We start from the raw sequence: 20,973 nt of genomic DNA, 5'->3' as shown, positions 1-20,973 counted from the left end.
GCATGGAGAAAATTAAAGTAGCGATACTGGGTTCTGGAAATATTGGAACAGATTTAATGTATAAATTGTTAAAAACAGAAGGATCTATGGAACTGGCTTTAATGGCTGGTATCGATCCTGAATCTGAAGGGCTAAAGCGTGCAAACGAACTTCAGATTCCGATCACTGCGGAAGGAATACACGGTATTTTAGAACATGATGATATCAAAATAGTGTTTGATGCAACAAGTGCTAAAGCCCATATTACACATGCCTTGCTGTTAAAAGAAGCAGGCATTGTGGCGATTGATTTGACTCCAGCAGCTGTTGGACCTTATGTCGTGCCAGCTATTAATCTGAAAGATCATTTAGAGCTTGATAATGTCAATATGATTTCTTGTAGTGGTCAAGCAACAACGCCACTTGTATATGCTGTGAACCGAGTTGCTCCAGTCAAATATAGCGAAATTATAGCGACGATTTCGAGCGTATCAGTCGGACCTGGAACGAGACAAAATCTAGATGAATTTACGCTTACAACTGCAAATGCCTGCCAAGAGATTGGTGGAGCAAAAAGTGCCCGTGCAATTCCTGTCATTAACTCAGCGGAGCCACCAATTATGATGAACAACACTGTTTATGCTGTATTGGAAGAAAATGCAGATGAAAAAGCAGTAATTGAATCGATCGAACAGATTGTGCAAGAAGTTCAAAAGTATGTGCCCGGTTATCGCTTAAAGAGAGCACCTTATATTGATATTCGCCATACACCATGGGGTGATTTGCCAACTGTTATTATTCTAAATGAAGTGGAAGGTGCGGGAGACTTCTTCCCGACTTACGCAGGTAATTTAGATATTATGACAGCAGCTGCAGTGCAAGTAGGCGAACAATTTGCAGCGCATATATTGAAAAAGAAAGGAGTGATTGTATGAGTAAATTATTAGTGACAGACACAACACTTCGAGATGGATCTCATGCAGTCAGCCACTCTTTTTCACCTGAATTTGTTGGGGAAATTGTGAGCAAACTGGTAGCTGCGAATGTACCAATTATAGAAGTAAGTCATGGAGCTGGCCTGAGTGGTTCGACGATTCAACAAGGATTTTCGACACATGATGAATGGAAACTAATTGAGAGTGCAGTAGCCAATAAAAAAGATTCTAAAATAGCATCTCTTTTTGTTCCAGGAATCGGCACAAGACCAGAAATCATCACAGCAGCTAATATTGGGATTGATGTTCTACGAATTGCTGTCCATTGTACAGAGGCAGACGTGACACAGCAATACTTTGAACAAGCAAAGAAAAGTGGATTAGAAACAGTAGGATTTCTGATGATGAGTCATACTCAACCTGCGTCGGTATTAGCTGAACAAGCAAAACTTATGGAAAGTTACGGAGCTGACTGTGTCTATATAGTGGATTCCGCAGGTGCTCTTGTACCAGAAGGTGTAAGAGAACGTGTAGCAAAACTAAAAGAATCACTATCTATTAATGTTGGTTTCCATGCCCATAATAATCTAGGACTTGCTATTGGTAATACAATAGCTGCTTTAGAAGCTGGAGCTAACCAAGTAGATGGGACACTTCGTGGATTAGGAGCAGGAGCTGGTAATGCTCCGACAGAAGTATTAGTTGCTGTGCTCAATAAAATGAAAATCGAAACAGGCATTAATTTAACTATTTTAATGGATACTGCGGAAGAAATCATTGCTCCTGTTTTCCAATATCCATTAGTGATTGATCGTGATAATCTCGCAGCAGGGTATGCAGGTGTTTATAATAGCTTTTTATTACATGTTAGAGAAGCAGCAGCTAAGTTTAACATAAATCCAGTTTCTATCATTGAAGAATTAGGTCGCAGGCATGCAGTAGCAGGCCAAGAAGACTGGATCTTAGATGTAGCGATTGAGTTAGCACAAAAACAATTAGTGAGATAAATAAAGGTTAGCCGTTAATATAGTTTATTAGCGGCTTTTTTCTACAAAAAGAGGGGTGCTCATATGGTTTCTATCCGACAATTAGCGAGTGAATTAATAGAAGCGGAACAATCAAAAATTCCTGTAATACCGTTAACACAACGTTTTCCAGACATAACTTTATCTGATGCATATCATATTCAATTGCAATATGTAGAACAAAAAATAGAAGGTGGAGCTCGTGTAGTAGGGAAAAAAATCGGTGCTACAAGTAAAGCGATTCAATCGATGTTCGGAGTGGAACAACCTGACTATGGTCATTTGTTTGACACGATGATGTATATGGATGGCGATAAGGTTCCTCTTCAAAAACTAGTACAACCAAAAGTAGAATGTGAGATTGCTTTCGTCTTAAAAAAAGATTTAGTTGGGCCTAATATCACTCCGCTTGATGTAATTGAAGCGACTGATTATATCGTTCCGGCAATTGAAATTATTGATAGTAGGATTGAAAACTGGAACATAAAATTTGAAGATACGGTATCAGATAATGGATCTTCTGCTTTAGTTGTAATGGGAAGTAAACCTACTAAACTTGCAGGCTTAGATTTAACTAGTCTTGGCATGAATGTTTTAAAAAATGGGGAATATGTCGATTCAGCAACTGGAGCAGCGGTACTTGGTAATCCCATTTATGCAATTGCATGGCTTGCTAATGCTTTGTCTTCTTATAATGTATCGCTATTAGCAGGAGAAATTGTTTTATCTGGTGCTTTTACAGCTGCTTTAGAAATTCAAGATGGAGATACATTTACAGCAGAATTTGCTCATCTCGGCACAGTTACAGCTTCGTTTGAAAATGGGAGGGAAAGTTGATGAAGACAATCACAACTGAAGGCATTGTACAAAATTTATTTGACGCAGAAAAGAATGTACAGACACTACCTCAATTTGCAAATGAGTATGCAGGACTGGATGAAGATAAAGCATATGATCTGCAAGAACTTCTTGTTGAAAAGAAAATTGCGGAAGAAAATACGACCCTCTCTGGTTGGAAATTAGGTCTTACAAGCAAAGCGAAACAACAAATGATGGGGGTCCATGAACCTTCTTATGGTGTTTTGTTAAAAAACATGAGCTTAAATGAAGGAGAAACGCATTCTCTAGCTCCTTTTATTCATGCAAAATTAGAACCAGAACTTGCCTTTGTTTTTAAGAAAGATGTAGTAGGAACGTATATTACTCCAGCTCAAATAATCGATGCAACGGATTATATCATTCCAGCTTTCGAAGTGATTGATAGCCGTTTTGAAGCATTTAAATTTACGTTGTTGGATGCAATTGCAGATAATTCCTCTTCTTCTCGGTATATTTTAGGCAATCAGTTTATTTCACCAGATTCAATAGATTTACGCTTGACTGGAATTGTCTTTAGACAAAATGGGGAAGTAGTTGCGACTAGTACACTAGCAGCTGTGATGGGAAATCCTGCGGTAGCTATTGCTTGGATGGCCAACAAAATTGCGAAGAGAAATCAAATCATTCGAAAAGGTGAAGTAGTTTTAAGTGGTGCCATCACTCAAGCGATGCACATATCACCAGGAGATACTTTCTCCGCAACATTTGACGGACTTGGAACAATCAATGCCAACTTTGAGACAGGAGTGTGAAGAAAACTTATGCCATTCATACAAGTTACAATAGCAGAGGGTAGAGAAGCTGAAAAGAAAGAACGATTAATATATGAACTAACTGAAACTGTGTCCACTGTATTAGGAGCACCTAAAGAAGCAATTCGTGTATTAATAACGGAAGTTCCAACAACGCATTGGGGAATCGCTGGACAATCTATTTCAAAAAGAAAAGAGGAATCTATATGACGTCTGTAGAAGTAAAGGTAAAAAGAGTTCTGCATTTTATAAACGGGAATTATGAACAATCATCAGATGAACAAACATTTGAAGTGAAAAATCCCGCAACACAAGAAGTAATTGCAGTTGTTTCAGAAGCCACGGAAGAAGATGTACAAAAAGTTAGTCAAGTAGCAAGGGATGCTTTTGATCATGGCCCATGGCGGACGATGTCTCTTGCAGATCGTTGTGATAAGATCCGTCGTATGGCTGAAATCATTTTGGAACGCAGAGAAGAGATTGCTCGTTTAGAAGCACTAGATGTTGGAAAACCATATAGTCATGCATTTGCTGGAGAGATTCCACGTGCTGCTCATAATTTGAAATTCTTTGCTGACTTCATGGAGCAACAAGGCGGGGAAGCTTATCCGATGGAAGATGCTTATTTAAATTACACTCGCTATGAGCCAGTAGGTGTAGCAGGTTTGATTACCCCATGGAATGCACCTTTCATGTTGACTACATGGAAATTAGGTCCTTGCTTAGCTGCGGGAAATACTGCGGTGATCAAGCCTGCAGAAATGACACCGCTTTCAGTTTCTCTATTGGGTGAAATTGCAAAACAAGCGGGAATTCCAGACGGAGTAGTTAATATCATCCATGGCCAAGGGAGAGTTGTAGGGACAGCGATTACAGAAAATGAAAACGTGGATATTATTTCATTCACAGGTTCGACTGCTACTGGAAAAGCTATTATGCGTAACGGAGCAGATACGTTGAAAAAGTTTGCTTTTGAATTAGGTGGAAAAGCTGCCAATATTATTTTTGAAGATGCAGATTTAGAGAAGGCAATTCCTGTATCTATTAATGCAGCATTCCTGAACTCTGGTCAGGTTTGTTTAGCAGGTTCACGTATCCTCGTTCAGCGTTCCATATTAGACTCGTTTATAGAGAAATTTAAACTTGCTGCTGAAGCGCTTGTTGTCGGAGATCCACAAGACCCGGCTACTAAAATGGGCCCACTAGTTAGTGAAGAACATTATAACAAGGTAAGATCCTATTTAGATGTAGCGAAGGAAGAAGGCGCGACATTAATAACTGGAGGCGGAACTCCAAAACTTGCTGCACATTTAAAAGACGGCTATTACATAGAGCCGACTGTCTATTATCATGAAGATCACAAAGCAAGAATTTGCCAAGAAGAGATTTTCGGGCCTTTTGTTACCATTATTCCATTTGACACAGAAGAAGAAGCACTAACGATTGCAAATGATACGGACTATGGACTAAACGGAGTCGTTTGGACGGAGAACCTAAAGCGTGCACATCGAATTGCACATGGAGTTCGTGCAGGTACAATTTGGGTCAACTGCTGGTTTGTGCGTGATTTACGGGTTCCATTTGGAGGTTTTAAAAAGAGTGGTATCGGACGAGAAGGAGGACATCATAGCTTAGAATTTTTCTCAGAAGCTAAGAATATTTGTATAGCCTTGGAATAAAGGGTGGAGGGAACAGCATGAAACAATTGGTGTCATCTATTATAGAAACTTGGCCTATCTCAGAAAAACAGGAATACTCAATTTCACCTACTAACGATACAGTTTTATTTCCAAAAAAGGCCTTTTCTGCTTGGCAACAAGAACTGCTTAAGCATATGGGTCTGGAACATATGAAAAAAGCTTCCTTTCAATTCGGTTGGTCGCAAGGGAAAGAAATAGCTCAATCTGTTATGGATAATACTAATTTGGGGATAATTTCTCAATTATTAGAAGGTACAGATATTCATCAATCATTAGGTCAGGCTAAAGTAACGATGGAAATCAAACAAATTGAGATGGAAGAGGATGAAATTATATCAATTCTTTTTTCTGGGAAATGGCAAGGATCTTATGAGGTAGATGACTATTTACAATCAAACATGCGTTCCAGGGAAACTGTTTGTAACACATTATGTGGTTTTGCAAGTGGGTATACATCCACAATTATTGGGAAAAAAGTCTTTTTCAAAGAACATGCATGTGAAGCAAGAGGAGATGCAGCATGCCAGTGGGAAGGTAGGCTGCTTGAACATTGGAATAAAAAAGAATACGAAGTGTTTTTTGAGGAAAATGACGGAGAATTAAAGCAGACACAGAAAGCCTATGAAAAGATAGAAGAAGAACGAAATCTGCTTCAACGAGTAATAGACATTCAAAATGCATTAACGGAAGAACTGATTCGTTCCAATCAAATGGAAAATATTATGAACATCATAAAAGAATATATTTCGGTGCCGATTATTATCGAAAATAAATTATGCAATATTACTTTTTGTGAAAATATTACCAAAGAAGGTGCAATTAAATTGCAGCCTTCTTTTCATAAAGAATTAAAAAAATGGCCTGTTAAAAAGGTCGGATTTTTAGAATTTGAAGACCATTGTCGACTCGTGGCACCCATCTATTTGAGAAATCAGATAATAGGATATTGTTCTTTTATTTATGATATGAATACGGTTCAAGCAGATGAAATTGATCGTATGGTTTTAGGAAGGTTGGCGAATATTAGTGCATTGGTTTATTTGAATGACAAAAATATTATGGAAGCCAACTCTAGAACAAAAGGAATTCTTTTTGAAAAAATGTTGGCAGATGAATTTGAATCGAAGGAACAAATTATACGGGAGCTTAATTTGCTGAATATCGATGTAAGTAGTAAATATCATATAGCTTTTTTAGCATTAAAGTATAACGGTAATTCGGATGAAGACAATTTATCTAATTTCACAAGTATTTATGAAGAGGTTATTCAATTATTCCAAGAGATGGATTATGAAGTCCTCCAAGTTCAACGTGCGAATGGAATATTGTGTTTCATACCAGCGGACGGAAATCTTGAAATGATGCGAAATGGGCCCGGAGTATTCCGTAAGAGAGTTATGCGAAATTTCTCTAAGATAAATTGTCATATAGGCATCAGTTCCACGACGAATGATTTGAAAAATGTGAATAGCTTAATGAATGAAGCGATGACAGCAGCAAGATTTACAACAGAACATGAAACCGTTATTTATTTTGAAGAGTTAGGGATACTCGGTATGTTAATCCACTCCCAAGAAGAAAGTGCGATTAAAAAGATAGCGGAAATGGAACTAGGTGCAATCTACGGTGAAACAGATCAGCAAAAAGAATATATGCTGACACTTTATGAATTTCTCATAAATGGTGGAAATCTAGAGCTCACCTCAGCAAAACTGAGATTATCGGTCAGTGGTCTCCGCTACCGTATAAACAAAATTCGTGAAATTACGAATGCAGATTTAAAAGATTCCCAAAAACAGTTTGATCTATTATTATCGTTAAAAGCATTAAAGGTTATAGGGTATTTTTAATCGACATAGCATGTGTGATTTTTTTAGATCGCTTTAGACAATATATGACGTTGGTGAAATAAAATCCCCCTTCTCTATCAAACAAGAGAAAGGGATGGGATTTTACTAATGTCATTTTTTATAAATACCTATGAAGTTAAAAAATCCTGATCCGCGCTGATTTTCGTTGCGAGTGGACGCTTTCCGTGGGGCGTGCGGTGAGCCTCCTCGTCGCGAAAACCGCGCTCCTGTGGGGTCTCACCTGTCACGCTAATCCCACTGGAGTCGCCACTCGTAACGAAAATCAGCTAAGTGAATATAGGAAAAAAGTGACATCCCCTGTAGAATAAAAGTCGACCAAAACCATCATCCAGAAGGAAACTCACTTGTTACATTCTCATAGTCTTAAATCTTTAATCTATATTCAAGACTCAAACATTACTTTTGAAGAAAACTACATAAAAAAGACTGCCTTAAAAAATCAGTTTTACTGACTTTCTGGACAGTCCCACGATAAATAAATAAATCAATTATAGCCCACTAAAATACTTCCCCAACGTCATTTGACAAAGAACTTTTTTAGTAATCGAGTAGCTTATCTCTGTCTTTCTCGTTTATCCTATTACAATAAGTTTTGTCCAAAGTGAACTGAAACACTCATATTGAAAAAGACCACTTTAGCGTTTTTAGTGCAGGAAATTTATACATTTTGTGCATTAAAATCACTTGGACTATCTAAACTAGTTTGAGGTATTTCTTTCATATTGAAATACACATTTTCAAAGTCTTCTTGCGTTAAATAAGTAAAACCTCGCTCTTGAAGAATAACCTTTATACTTTTAACAAGTGTATTTCTTTCATCATTCAGCCTATTAAATGGAATAACAATTGCTGTATTCACGTGATCTATCAATTTTTTATATAGATATCTGCTAATTATAATAGGCGTAATGATGCAATAAATGATTCCGAATAGGAGTAGTAAAAGAGAACTCACATCATATGCATTGGATAGGTATAGGGAGAAACCCAAATATACAAGATATGCACTAAAAACTAATAACCATGTTGTGGCATTCTTTTCCCTACATTTTCCTTGTAAGTTATATCTAGTAACGCTACTAGGCAATACTTTCGTAATAACTTTTTCCATATGAATGCTTTTTAACGGATTGATGATATGGAATAAATCTTCATCACTTAATTGATCAGCATTCGTAACCTGTTGTTTTAGCGTAGCGATATCTTTCTGGATTGTCTCTTTTTCTTCTAGGAAACGCTGGTAACATAACTGGAACAATTGTTTAGGGTCATTATTAAATAGAAACGCCATGACAATAGTAGATAACCAAGTAACCGCTAGGACCATGTCATATAAACTGAAGGTAGAAAAAATGCTCATATTGCTCGTAAAAACTGTCAGCAAGGAAGCAATACCTAAGGATGAAATGGTATTGCTAATAAGAATAGAAAATCCATCTTCTACTTTGCTGCTCAAGATTACATATAAACAGGATACGATGACCGGATAGATTAATAGAAGGATATCCAGTAATTCATGATTTTTCATCAGCAATAACATAGTAGTAGGTGCCGAGGCTGCAAGTAAACTGTCTGATATAGTAGATAAATAATCTTCGTCTGCAAATAATAATGGCAAAAACGATAATAACAAAAATAAAGAAATCGCAACTGCGCTTAAGGCTAATAATGGTTGTAGTTGCATAAAATTAGATAAAAGGAAGCTTAGTACGCTTGTCATTTGCAAAGCTATTGCTAAGTTAAGAACGATATTGACAATAGTAGATTTGCCAACATAACAACAGACACTAATAACGACTGCAGTTCCAATAAAAAGAGGAACTAGAGAAAACTCTTCAAAGAAATAGTGAATGATATTGCTAATGGCGTAAGTGGCAAATAGTATAATGAATACTTGGTGTAAACTACTACGTTCATCCTTCATGGATTTACCTCAATTCTAGTTAGATTTTATAGTTGTATTAATTATTTGTCCTAGGTCATTTACTTGATTTAATTTTTGGAATTTTATAAGTATTACAAATATACTATAAAGTGTCCTTTTTATAAACAAAAATCCTTCGACATTAACTGATAGTAATAGACATCAGGCATTTTAAACTCTTAACAGGCTTTTGTATCAGTTTCTTTAGAACTATTAGAGGATATATTCTTATGCTTGGAAATTTTGGATGTTTGCATAGCATTAATTTATGGCGTATTTTGTTGTTTTATTTCCTAGGAAATAAATTACTGTATTGGAATGTCCTTTTTCATTTCTGTAACAGAACTCTAATCTCAGTAAATGAGAACACTTGTATTTATTTTTCAATGTCCATTCAATCATTCATTAAATTAGTGTAAAGTAGAATAGGTCCGAGTAATGTAATGTATCACGGAGAAAAATTGGCAATAAGGAGAATAGATAAGCATGACAGGGAACACACACATCATTGGCGGCATCGCGGCAAGTCTTGCTTTTGCACAAGTTTCAAATTACGATCCGGTCATTTTAGTAGGAGCTGGTGTCGTAGGGGCATTGCTTCCTGACATTTGTCACGGGGGCAGTAAAATTGGTCGCACGTTTAAGATTACATCGAAAATTGTTAATACATTATTTGGCCATCGATCATTCACACATAGTTTACTGTTTTTATTCCTAATGGCAGTACTGATGAATACATATGTACCAAACGAATCCATCACTGCAGGAATTTTAGTAGGAATGGCGAGCCATTATGTACTTGATATGGCGACAAAAAATGGCATTAAATTGTTATTTCCGCTAAAAATAACTGTTCGTTTTCCGATTACAACTAGAACCGGTGGAAAAGTAGAAGATGTAGTGTTTGGAATATTATCGCTTCTAACTGTTTACTTTGGTTATGGCACGTTTATTGGCTAATTTTACTTACAGAAACAAAAATAAAAAGCTAAGTTTAGGCTACACACCATGATATTTAGCTGTATAGTTTTCTGCTGTTTTCAAATTAGGATATTAAGTTAATTTGACAATAGATTTTCTTTTAGCAAAAGGAGAAAGTAATGCTGATATTTTGATCAGTCTTTTACCGGGAAAATTCGATGGTAAGATGCCAATAGGAGATGTAAATAGGTAAAACAGAAGGAAAAGGTACTATTGGAGATACAGGATTTAAGGTAAGCGTAATAGTGAACGTCGTTGAACAAGACTATATTTCAAATGTTAGTATAGGATATTTTGAAATGTTAGACTCACACGTTATAATGGTAGGTGTTAGTCGTGATGTTCATATCGATACAGTCAATGATATAAACGCACATTATGAAGGAGATAATCAGTTTAGTTTGAATACATCAGAAAAAATTAGTGGATCTAATGTGAAAATTCAAATATATGATAAGTATGGTAAATTACTTGAAACTAAAATGAATAAATTAGTAGTATATTAATAAAGTGCACAACTCCTAATTAATTAGGGGTTGTGCACTTTTTATTAATCTATTTATATTCTAATTATTAAATATTAGTAAATTATATTAAGAATATCTCCATTTATGGAGATATTAACTAAATCTATGTTAATTTGTTCTATGAAAACAAAATAGTTTTAGGAGGCTAGGAAATGAGTATTAGTAAAAAAAAGCAAAGACAAAGATCATATAAGACTTTATTGGCAGCTGTTATTGTTACTGGATCAATTGTTGCAGTAGCTCCAGCAAATGAAAGTCTAGCGGAAGCAGCAAGTATTTCTTTTCCAGATGTAAAAACAACACATCATTTTTATAATGCTGTAGAAGATTTAACAGCTAGAGGTGTTATTACAGGACATGCTGATGGATTATTTAAGCCGGTAGATGCAAACATTAGTAATTTAAACATAGGTTCAGTGGATACAATTGTCACACTAGCATCTAACTCAAGAATTTCGAACAGTATCCTTCCAAATGGCAAAGATTTAAAAGATATTATCAAAAACTATGATCAAGTAAAAAACAATGTTGAAAATGTCGGTGGAAAACCAAATCCACCTGCCAAAAGGAATTTCAATCTATCTATCATGCATACTAATGATACACATGCTAGCCTAGACAATGTGGCGAAACGTGTAACAGCTGTGAAAGAAGTAAGAGCAGAAAAACCAGATGCATTGTTATTAGATGCTGGGGATGTAATGTCCGGAACATTATATTTTAATGAGTATAAAGGATTAGCAGATTTAGAATTCATGAACTTAATGAAATACGATGCAATGACATTTGGTAATCATGAGTTTGATCTTGGTTCTTCCCCTGAAGGCCTTCAAGCGCTAAAAGACTTTGTGGAAGCAGCTAATTTCCCATTTGTATCTGCTAACGTAGATTTCTCAAAAGACGATAAGTTTACAGGGTTATTTAGCGATGTAATATCAAGTAAACCAGAAGAAGGAAAAATCTATCAAGGAATTATAAAAAAAATTGATGGAGAAAAAGTTGGTATATTCGGACTAACAACTGCTGAGACTGCATCCCTTTCAAGTCCAGGAGAAATTATATTTGAAGACTATAAAGTAGAAGCTGAAAAAGCAGTAAAAGCATTTGAAGGCCAAAAAGTAGACAAGATTATCGCGATTACACATATTGGTTATGATGATAATGAAGCAATTGACAATGACTTAAAATTGGCTGCTGAGGTTGAAGGCATTGACGTAATCGTTGGTGGGCATAGTCATACAGCATTAAATGAACCTAAAGTAATAGATGCAGAGGGTACACCTACATTAATCGTACAAACTGGAAATGCTAATAGTAACTTAGGTTTACTAGATGTTGAGTTTGATAATAAAGGAAATATTGTAGGACATGCAGGAGAACTCATAAAGATTGACAAACAAGTTCCAGATCCGGAAGCTGTAACTTTATCAGCACCATATAAAGAAAAAGTAGAAGCTACTTCTTTAACAGAAATTGGAGTAGAAGCGGAAGTTGCATTAACAAACCCTCGTACTGGTGATGTAGGTAATACAACTGGTGAAAGTGTCCGTAAAAATGAAACAATTCTTGGGAACTTAATCACGGACGGTATGCTTGCAAAAGCGAAATCAGTATCTGAAAAAGAAGTAATCATGGCATTCCAAAACGGTGGAGGAATCCGTGCAGCAATTGATGCAGGTCCTATCACGGTAGGCGAAGTTATGACGGTACTACCATTTGCTAATACTTTAGCAACAATGGACGTTACAGGTTCAGAGTTAAAGGCAGCTTTTGAAATAAGCTTTAAATCTTTACCAGGTGAAAGCGGCGGGTTCCTACACGTAGCTGGTGCAAAAGTAGAATATGATTCATCTAAACCAGTTGGCGAACGCGTAGTATCGATTTCATATAAAAACGCAGACGGCACGTACACTGCAATCGAAGACACTAAAACATACACAGTAGCAACAAACGCATTCACTGCAAAAGGTGGAGATGGCTATACGGTATTAGCTAACGCTTATGTAGAAGGCCGCGTAACAGATCTTGGACTTTCCGATTGGGAAAACCTTGCAGAACATTTGAAAACTTTAACAGCAATTCCTACTGAAATAGAAGGACGTATCGTAGACGTTAACGCTCCAAAAGAACCAGTAATCGATCCTGGAACAACTCCAGCATCAGTAACAACAACAGAGCCACCACTCGTTAACTTGAACCCTGAGAATCTATCAGTTTCTCAAATTGGACGTTACGACAGTGGACAAGGTGAAACTGGAACTGAAATCTTGGCTTATGATACAGAACGTAAACTTGCATTTGTAACAAATGGAGCAGTTGGCGGTTATGATATCCTATCATTCGCTGGGTTAGAATCAGGTAAATTCACGGCAGTTGATTCTGAAAAACGCGTAGTTTTAGCGGATTATGGAATTACTGGAGTGAAGGATATTACAAGTATCGCATCACACCCAACAGAAGATTTAATCGCAATCACAGCAGTAAATGACCCGAAAACAGATAACGGACACATCGTATTTGCTACAAAAGACGGTAAATATGTGAAACATGTGGAAGTTGGAGCACTACCAGACATGGTGACATTCACTCCAGATGGAACAAAAGCAATTGTTGCAAATGAAGGCGAACCAAGTGACGATTATTCTGCAGATCCAGAAGGTTCTATTTCAATCATTGACCTAAAAACATTCGAAGTGAAAACACTAACTTTCACAGAGGAAATGTTAGATAGCAAAGTGCGTGTCGATTCTCAAGGTACTAAACTGGAGCAACTAGAACCAGAATACATCACAGTTTCTGCGGATAGCACAACAGCTTACGTTTCTCTTCAAGAAAATAACGCAATTGCGACAGTAAATCTAGTAACAGGAACAATCCTAGATGTGAAAGGTCTTGGCGTAAAAGATCATTCAGTCGTAGGAAATGAATTGGATGCAATCGAAGACGGTAAAATTTTGATCGAAAAACAACCAATCCTTTCATTCTTTATGCCGGATGCGATCGATACATTCTCTGTAGCAGACCAAACATACATCGTTACACCGAACGAAGGAGATGCTCGTGACTACGATGCATACAGCGAAGAGAAAAAATTATCTAAAATAGGAAAAGCAGTTAAATTAAAAGCAGAACATTATGTAGGTTATACACAAGATGAGTTGGATGCATTTGATCTAACTACTTTAGCAGACTACAAAGTAACAATTGAAAATGGATTATCTGCAGATGGTACTTCATACGAAGCCTTATATGGTTACGGTGGACGTAGTTTCTCTATCTTCAAAGCCGATACAATGGAATTGGTATATGACAGCGGCAACGATTTTGAAACAATCATTGCAGAAAACATGCCAGAACAATTCAATATTAGTAATGATAAATTAACTGTAGATGCTCGTAGTAAAGCAAAAGGTCCAGAGCCTGAAACAGTTGTTACAGGACAAATTGGTGAAAAAACTTACGCATTCATCGCCCTAGAACGTTTCAGCGGAATCATGGTGTATGACCTTTCAAACCCAACTGCTCCTGAATTCGTAACACTCGTTTCAAGCCGTGACTTCTCTGCAGATGTTGCAGGTGACGTAGCTCCAGAAGGATTACAATTTATCCCTGCTGATAAGAGCCCAACTGGTAAAGCATTACTAGCTGCTACAAACGAAATGTCAGGAACAGTTGCAGTATATGAATTTGGAGCAGGTGTCGTAACAAATGAGCCTATGACTGCTGAAGCATTCTCAGGAACAGTTGATACACCAAAAGTTCATGAAGGCGACGTGACTGTATCCATTACAGATGCTACAAAACTAGAAAATGCAACAGTTAATGGAAACCTAATCATCAAAGGTACTCCTACAGAAACATTCTCTATGACAAACATAACAGTTGAGGGCAACCTAGATCTAACAGGCCTTGATGGGGAAGTTCTAAACATGGACGGTATCACAGTAACCGGCGAAACTACACTTTAAATTTTATTTGGGTGCCAGTCACTCTTGCAAGTGACTGGCACTTTATCTATGTAAATTCATAAACTAAAAGGAGAATTACTTAAATGAGTAAAAGGAATTGGAAGAAGCCTTTAAATGCTTTTTTATCAGCTGGTTTAATCGTAAGTTTAGTTATCCCTGCCATGCCAACAAGTGTTGCAGCTGCTACAAATGCAACTGATTTAATTATTTCTGAGTATATTGAAGGTACTTCTTATAATAAGGCTATTGAACTTTATAATGGTACAGGAGCTGAAATTGATTTAACTCAATATACGCTTGAACATTATAATAATAGTGGTAGTGCAACAGTAGGGACAACAACAACTGATAAATCTTTACCTTTAGTAGGAACACTTGCAACTGGTGAAACTTATGTTGTATCGCGTGCAGATGCAGATCCAGCTATTCTTGCAGCAGTTGAAGTAAATGGTTTATTAGATACTACGAAAAATGTAATCAATTTCAATGGGAACGATCAAGTTGTACTTAAGAAAAATGGAGTAGTTGTTGATTCAATTGGACAAGTTGGGTCAGTAGAAAATGCTCTTGCAGATGTTAGCTTAGTTAGAAATGGTAATGTTCTAACAGGAGATAAAACAGTTGATGATGCATTTGTAAAAACATTGGAATGGACTGATCAAGGTAAAAATATTTTTTCAGACCTTGGCAAACACACATTCGGAGATTCAACTCCGGTAGATCCAACAGAGCCAACAACAGTTCAAACAGTTAGTGCTTCACCAAATGCAGGTGCAGTTGAATCTGGTACAGAAGTGACACTTTCATCAGCAACTGAAGGTGCAACAATTTACTATACAACAGATAATACAGAACCAACTACAGCTAGCGCTACATTTACAACACCAATTATCATTAATGCTAATACAACGATTAAAGCAATTGCAGTAAAAGATGGCAAAACAAGTGAAGTAAAAGAGATAACTTATTCCATCCTTACTGCACTAGAATCTAAAACAATCCTAGAAGCTCGTACTAATCTAAATGAAACAGTTCAAATTGAAGGAATTGTTACAACAGAAGCAGGACCATGGGGCACTCAAGCATTCTACATGCAAGATGACACTGCAGGAATGTACATTTACACAGGTTCAGCAAATGTGCAACCAGGAAACAAAATTCGTGTAACTGGACAAGTCATTACGTATTCTTCAGAAATAGAAATTGAACCTACTAAAATAGAAGTAATTTCTACTGGAAATCCAGTACCAACAGCACTAGTAGTAACTCCAACAGGTGTCAATGATGATACGCAAGGAGAACTAGTAGCTTTAGAAAATGTGACGATCACAGACTTAGCACAAAGTGGCACATATGGAACTTTTGAATTCCAAGCACTAGCAGAAAATGGAGAAACAGTACTCGTTCGCCATGACAACCGCACAGGTTTGGAATACAGTGAATTCATTAAACACTTCAGTGAAGGCGATAAAGTAAATCTTACAGGTATCTCTGCAATCTTTAATAATGTGTACCAACTTAAAACATTAGGCCTTGAAAGTTTTGACCTTGTGAACAAACCAGCAGTTTACGCTTCCAAATATGCAGGAACAGTGACAGTTAATACTAAAATTGAACTTGCATCAGGAGTAGAAAACGCGACAATCTATTACACACTTGACGGTTCAACACCAACTACATCAAGTACAAGATATGTAGAACCAATCAGCCTTACAGAAACAACTACTATTAAAGCAATTGCAGTAACAAGCGAAACGACTAGTGAAGCATTTAGCTTTACGTACACAATTGTGAAAGCTGAAGGCGTAACAATCCGTGATATTCAAGGAAATGATCATACTTCATCATATGTGGGAGCATCAGTGAAAGATATTACAGGTGTTGTAACGCATAAAATTGATGGAACAAACTTTGTTATGCAAGACATCGATAATGCCGATGCAGATAACACAACATCAGAAGCGATTCAAGTAAACAAATCAACTCACGGTGTTAATGTAGGCGATAAAGTAACGGTAGCAGGAACTGTAGAAGAAAATGGCTCTGGTACAAACTTAACAACTACACGTATTAAAGCAACAACAGTAGCAATAAATGGAACAGCAGCACTACCTGCACCATTAGTTGTTGGGGTAGATGTTATTCCGCCAAACAAAATAATCGACAATGATAAACTAACATCATTTGACCCGTTAGAAGATGGAATTGACTTCTGGGAATCAGTAGAATTTATGCGAGTTTCATTCCCAAATGCAAAAGTAATTGGAACACCATACAGTGGAGATATTCCAATCGTTGCTGAAAACACAACAAACAATGAATTCAATGAACTGGGTGGATTGAACATTGCCAAAGATGATTACAACCCAGAAAAAGTATTTTTAGATATTAATAACAACAACTACATTACAAACTCAGGTGATTATTTCACTGGTGATACTGTCGGAGTTATTTCTTACGGAAACAGCAACTTCAAATTACTAGCAGAAGAAAGCAGTTTACCATTAATTACTCGTTTAGACAGAACGCCAGATGTAACAACGATTCAACCACTAGAAGACAAACTAACAGTAGCTGCATATAACGTAGAAAATTTCTCGACAAATACAGCGAACACATCAGATGAAAAAGTAGAAAAAATCGCTAAATCATTTGTGACAAATATGAAATCACCTGACATCATTACTTTAGTAGAAGTACAAGATACAGATGGCGAAACGGATTCTGGTAGCAGTGATGCAACAGGAAGCTATGAACGCCTTATTGCAGCAATCATTGCAGCTGATGGCCCAACATATGCATGGACAGATGTTGCACCAGTAAATAACACAAACGGCGGAGCACCAGGCGCTAATATCCGCGTAGGATACTTATACAACCCAGAACGCGTTAGCCTAGTAGAAGGAACTAAAGGAGCAGCAACAGCAGCAAACACTTGGAACGAATCAGGTAACTTAGTACTTAACCCTGGAGTAATCGAGCCAGCTAACTTTACGGATACACGTAAACCTGTAGTAGCTGAATTCGAATTCAAAGGAGAAAGAGTTGTCGTTATCGGAGCTCACTTAAATTCAAAAGGTGGAGATGAACCATTATTCGGTAAAAACCAACCTCCATTCTTAGGATCAGAAGCAGAACGCCTTGGACTAGCTACAACGATTAACAAATTCATCCAAGATGGATTAGCAAAAAATCCTAACTTAAATGTTGTCGTAGCTGGTGATATGAATGACTTCGAATTCACACCTGTTATGGATACACTTAAAGGCGACCAATTAACGAATATGGTAGATTTAGTACCAGCAGCAGACCGTTTCTCTTACTTCTACCAAGGAAATAACCAAGTACTAGACCATATTCTAGTAACAAATAACTTGAGTGATCACACAAGTGTAGACATGATTCACATCAACGCAAACTACTTAGCATCTCAAGGCCGTGCATCTGACCACGACCCAGTACTAGTACAAATTGATCTATTAGCTGAAGATGAAGTGGTAACACCAATTGAAGCTGAAAAAACATACAACATTAAAAAGCTTACAACGAAAAAATTAACACTTAGCAAACCAAGTGTTTCGATTACTCTAGATGATCAATCAGTAATCACAGAAGGAATTGTCTTTACTGGAGCAAAATATGCTGAGTTCTTAGGAGCAGGCTTCGAAACAACTACAGTAACACTGAAACCTTCTGAAGCAGATGCAATCATCGACTTCAAAGGAACAAACGTACAAAAAGTAATCATCGACGGCACGAACGTAAAAGAAATTAAAGGTGCCGAAAACATTCAAGTAATTGAATACATCAACGGAGTAAGTGCAGAAACAATAACATTAACAGACACGAAAGGGGCCCCTTTAGAGGGTCCTTCTTTCTTAGATGAAAACAACGAAGAACTAACTACTTATTACAAAGATGTGGTTGGTAAAGAAGGACAATCACTAAAAAAAGCGCTACATGAAATCATCGATGACCATACAGAACTAACATACAGCACAGCATGGGAAGCACTTCGTGAAACAGACGAAGACCCAAATAACCCAAACAACGTCATCCTATTCTACTCAGGCATATCACGCTCTGAAACACTAAACGGCGGCGATGTAGGAGACTGGAACCGCGAACACACATGGGCAAAATCCCACGGGAATTTTGGTGACAGCACAGGAACAGGAACAGATATCCACAACCTACGCCCAACAGACGTACAAGTAAACAACTCTAGAGGAAACTTAGACTTCGATTACGGCGGAAGCACAGTAACAAACTGCTCTGAATGTAAAAAAGACGGAGACTCATTCGAACCACCAACAAACGTAAAAGGCGACGTAGCAAGAATCCTTTTCTACATGGCAACACGCTACGAACAAGGAGATAGCATCGACCTAGAACTAAACGACCAAGTAAACAACGGCAGCAACCCATACCACGGAAAACTATCGGTCCTATTAGAATGGAACGAACTAGACCCAGTAGATGAATTCGAACAAAACAGAAACAACGTAATCCAAGAATGGCAAGGCAACCGAAACCCATTCATCGACAACCCACAATGGGCAAACGCTATTTGGAACTAAAAATTGATAAAAGCCACTTCTGCTGTTAAACCAGAAGCGGCTTTTATCATGCTAATTACTGCGAATTCCACTGAAACAGCCATGAGTTCCACAAAAGAACATGTGAGTTCCACTAAAACCTCCCTGAGTTCCACCAAAAGTCATTTGGGTTCCACCGAAACACTTCTGAGTTCCACAAAACCCCCGGTCGAACAAAACAAAATCCAAAAAAAAAGATTTTTCCGAAAACTAAACATATAATTTTATAAATGAAAATTTCCTGGAGGAAAGAGGAATCATATGAAACCAATTATCGGTATTTCGTCCAATATTAAAGAGAATCATCTTTCTGTGCCTTTGGAAAATATTTATTCAGTCACTAAGTTTGGTGGAGTTCCTCTCATATTACCTAATGTGGAAGAAGATGCAGCAAGTACGATGGCGGAGCTACTAGATGGCTTGCTTTTAACTGGTGGCGGAGATATTGATCCGACTCTATTTGGCGAAGAGCCTCATCCGAAGTTGGGAAATGTTATTCCTGAACGAGATGTGTTTGAGCTTGCCCTTATTCAAAAAATGCTTGAAATAAACAAGCCGATTTTAGGTATTTGCAGAGGCGCGCAGATTGTGAATATCGCAGTTGGTGGGGATATGTATCAGGATATTTACGCTCAAATAAATCATGAACTTTTGCAGCATGATCAAAAAGCTCATCGCTCCCACTTATCTCATTTTGTGCAGGTTAAGAAAGGCAGTCTTTTAGAAAAAATTGCACAAACCGATAAGTTTAAAGTGAACAGTTTTCACCATCAAGCGAACCGAAATGTTCCAAATGGATTCAGTATTTCAGCTACTGCAAGTGATGGAATTATCGAAGCAATTGAAAGCAACACACATAAATTTGTACTATGTTTACAATGGCATCCAGAGAGTTTAATCGCGAAGAATGATCGGGTGTCGGAGAATATTTTTAAGGCATTTATCGGAGCATCAAAAAAGTAATGAAGTATTTATCGACTGTTCATTGAGCAGTCATTTTTTTATATTGTTGAATTAAGTAGATTGTTTTGGAATATTGTAAGAGAGGAGTGGCTGAAATTTATTAGTCACTTGAATTATGTTTTAAAAGGGGGACAGTTATTGTTCTGTATTAAATGTGGTTCTGATTTAGAAGAGGGTGACAACTTTTGCAAAGCATGTGGGAAGAAGGTTACTGTAAAGAGTGAGCCGTCAGTTGAAAACATTACTCAGGAAAAAAACGAAGAGCATTTACTCAGATTATTTATTGGAGAAAAAAAGCAGGATTATTACTTACAAAAATGGACTAAAGGCAAAAACTCCTGGAATTGGGCTGCATTTTTTCTGGCATTTCTTTGGTTAGGCTATCGAAAAATGTACAAATATATCTTTCTATTTTTGGGGATATTTTTAATAATAGATCTAGCTGTTTCAATTTTGGGAATAGATGATACGGTACTTAATAATGTAATTGGAATTGCAGTTGCAGTTACTCTTGGGATTTCAGGTAATAATCTTTACAGGCAACATGCGCTAAAGAAAATTCGTGAAAGTATGGAAATGAACAATAATGATAATGACATATTGCAAGAAGAAATTAAAATACGTGGCGGTGGAAGCTGGCTAGGGGTTTTGGTGGCTGTTGGGTTATTGGTTGGATATGTGCTAATAGCATTGGGTATTTTTACTTTTATTCCTACGTTTAATGATCACTCCGAAACAAAAAATGTAGATTCTGCGATTCAACAAATTGCAACAACAGAAAAAAACAAACTGATATTGAAGTTGAAATTATTGATCTTATCGAAAAGAACGTGCAGGCACTTGAAGATGAAAATTTAGATGATTATATGTT

At 37.0% G+C, this 20,973-nt stretch carries 14 protein-coding genes; 13 read left to right on the top strand and 1 reads right to left on the bottom strand.

The features are described from left to right. Nucleotides 1–2 precede the first annotated feature (2 nt). From C7437_RS07070 to C7437_RS07040, 7 genes are all read left to right on the top strand, one after another. Nucleotides 3–914, top strand: coding sequence for an acetaldehyde dehydrogenase (acetylating) (locus tag C7437_RS07070; RefSeq protein WP_111438911.1), 912 nt, complete (start codon nucleotides 3–5; stop codon nucleotides 912–914). Next, complete coding sequence (gene dmpG / locus C7437_RS07065; protein ID WP_111438910.1) at nucleotides 911–1,921, top strand: 4-hydroxy-2-oxovalerate aldolase; 1,011 nt, start codon at nucleotides 911–913, stop codon at nucleotides 1,919–1,921. Before C7437_RS07070 ends, dmpG begins: the two co-directional genes overlap by 4 nt. A gap of 63 nt (nucleotides 1,922–1,984) precedes the next feature. Continuing rightward, entirely contained in the window at nucleotides 1,985–2,776 is a 792-nt protein-coding gene (locus C7437_RS07060) for a 2-keto-4-pentenoate hydratase (RefSeq protein WP_111438909.1), read from the top strand. Then, nucleotides 2,776–3,570, top strand: a complete 795-nt coding sequence (locus tag C7437_RS07055; protein WP_245909218.1) for a 2-keto-4-pentenoate hydratase — start codon at nucleotides 2,776–2,778, stop codon at nucleotides 3,568–3,570. The genes C7437_RS07060 and C7437_RS07055 overlap by 1 nt, the downstream gene beginning before the upstream one ends. A gap of 9 nt (nucleotides 3,571–3,579) precedes the next feature. After that, complete coding sequence (locus C7437_RS07050) at nucleotides 3,580–3,780, top strand: 4-oxalocrotonate tautomerase (protein ID WP_111438907.1); 201 nt, start codon at nucleotides 3,580–3,582, stop codon at nucleotides 3,778–3,780. Then, nucleotides 3,777–5,249, top strand: a complete 1,473-nt coding sequence (locus C7437_RS07045; RefSeq protein WP_111438906.1) for an aldehyde dehydrogenase — start codon at nucleotides 3,777–3,779, stop codon at nucleotides 5,247–5,249. The genes C7437_RS07050 and C7437_RS07045 overlap by 4 nt, the downstream gene beginning before the upstream one ends. Before the next feature lie 17 nt (nucleotides 5,250–5,266). After that, on the top strand, nucleotides 5,267–7,120 hold the full coding sequence (locus tag C7437_RS07040; protein WP_111438905.1) for a helix-turn-helix domain-containing protein: 1,854 nt from the start codon (nucleotides 5,267–5,269) through the stop codon (nucleotides 7,118–7,120). A gap of 679 nt (nucleotides 7,121–7,799) precedes the next feature. On the opposite strand, the gene C7437_RS07035 is transcribed toward C7437_RS07040, so the two are convergent. Further along, the gene (locus C7437_RS07035) at nucleotides 7,800–9,065 is read right to left on the bottom strand and encodes a hypothetical protein (RefSeq protein WP_111438904.1); all 1,266 of its coding nucleotides are present in this window, start codon (nucleotides 9,063–9,065) and stop codon (nucleotides 7,800–7,802) included. A gap of 486 nt (nucleotides 9,066–9,551) precedes the next feature. Here C7437_RS07035 and C7437_RS07030 point away from each other — a divergent pair, with 486 nt between their 5' ends. From C7437_RS07030 to C7437_RS07005, 6 genes are all read left to right on the top strand, one after another. After that, complete coding sequence (locus C7437_RS07030) at nucleotides 9,552–10,025, top strand: metal-dependent hydrolase (RefSeq protein WP_111438903.1); 474 nt, start codon at nucleotides 9,552–9,554, stop codon at nucleotides 10,023–10,025. A gap of 266 nt (nucleotides 10,026–10,291) precedes the next feature. Further along, nucleotides 10,292–10,552 (top strand): hypothetical protein, encoded by a 261-nt coding sequence (locus C7437_RS07025; RefSeq protein ID WP_111438902.1) that lies wholly within the window; start codon nucleotides 10,292–10,294, stop codon nucleotides 10,550–10,552. A 173-nt stretch (nucleotides 10,553–10,725) separates the two neighbouring features. Continuing rightward, entirely contained in the window at nucleotides 10,726–14,541 is a 3,816-nt protein-coding gene (locus C7437_RS07020; RefSeq protein WP_111438901.1) for a choice-of-anchor I family protein, read from the top strand. An 83-nt stretch (nucleotides 14,542–14,624) separates the two neighbouring features. Further along, entirely contained in the window at nucleotides 14,625–19,121 is a 4,497-nt protein-coding gene (locus C7437_RS07015) for an endonuclease (RefSeq protein ID WP_111438900.1), read from the top strand. A 279-nt stretch (nucleotides 19,122–19,400) separates the two neighbouring features. After that, complete coding sequence (locus C7437_RS07010; RefSeq protein WP_111438899.1) at nucleotides 19,401–20,102, top strand: gamma-glutamyl-gamma-aminobutyrate hydrolase family protein; 702 nt, start codon at nucleotides 19,401–19,403, stop codon at nucleotides 20,100–20,102. Between the two features lie 138 nt (nucleotides 20,103–20,240). Beyond that, nucleotides 20,241–20,960 (top strand): DUF2628 domain-containing protein, encoded by a 720-nt coding sequence (locus C7437_RS07005; RefSeq protein WP_170122332.1) that lies wholly within the window; start codon nucleotides 20,241–20,243, stop codon nucleotides 20,958–20,960. Nucleotides 20,961–20,973: the final 13 nt, after the last annotated feature.

This window comes from Psychrobacillus insolitus (assembly GCF_003254155.1).
GTDB classification, from domain to species: Bacteria; Bacillota; Bacilli; order Bacillales_A; family Planococcaceae; genus Psychrobacillus; species Psychrobacillus insolitus.
Note: the sequence above shows the minus strand (reverse complement) of the source record. Positions and strands in the feature narration are given on the sequence as shown.

Bases quoted from the DNA above. Each gene is read 5' to 3' on its own strand.
- C7437_RS07045 (WP_111438906.1), top strand. From the start codon at position 3,777: ATGACGTCTGTAGAAGTAAAGGTAAAAAGAGTTCTGCATTTTATAAAC.
- C7437_RS07040 (WP_111438905.1), top strand. From the start codon at position 5,267: ATGAAACAATTGGTGTCATCTATTATAGAAACTTGGCCTATCTCAGAA.
- C7437_RS07050 (WP_111438907.1), top strand. From the start codon at position 3,580: ATGCCATTCATACAAGTTACAATAGCAGAGGGTAGAGAAGCTGAAAAG.
- C7437_RS07055 (WP_245909218.1), top strand. From the start codon at position 2,776: ATGAAGACAATCACAACTGAAGGCATTGTACAAAATTTATTTGACGCA.
- C7437_RS07035 (WP_111438904.1), bottom strand. From the start codon at position 9,065: ATGAAGGATGAACGTAGTAGTTTACACCAAGTATTCATTATACTATTT.
- C7437_RS07010 (WP_111438899.1), top strand. From the start codon at position 19,401: ATGAAACCAATTATCGGTATTTCGTCCAATATTAAAGAGAATCATCTT.
- dmpG (WP_111438910.1), top strand. From the start codon at position 911: ATGAGTAAATTATTAGTGACAGACACAACACTTCGAGATGGATCTCAT.
- C7437_RS07030 (WP_111438903.1), top strand. From the start codon at position 9,552: ATGACAGGGAACACACACATCATTGGCGGCATCGCGGCAAGTCTTGCT.
- C7437_RS07070 (WP_111438911.1), top strand. From the start codon at position 3: ATGGAGAAAATTAAAGTAGCGATACTGGGTTCTGGAAATATTGGAACA.
- C7437_RS07060 (WP_111438909.1), top strand. From the start codon at position 1,985: ATGGTTTCTATCCGACAATTAGCGAGTGAATTAATAGAAGCGGAACAA.
- C7437_RS07015 (WP_111438900.1), top strand. From the start codon at position 14,625: ATGAGTAAAAGGAATTGGAAGAAGCCTTTAAATGCTTTTTTATCAGCT.
- C7437_RS07020 (WP_111438901.1), top strand. From the start codon at position 10,726: ATGAGTATTAGTAAAAAAAAGCAAAGACAAAGATCATATAAGACTTTA.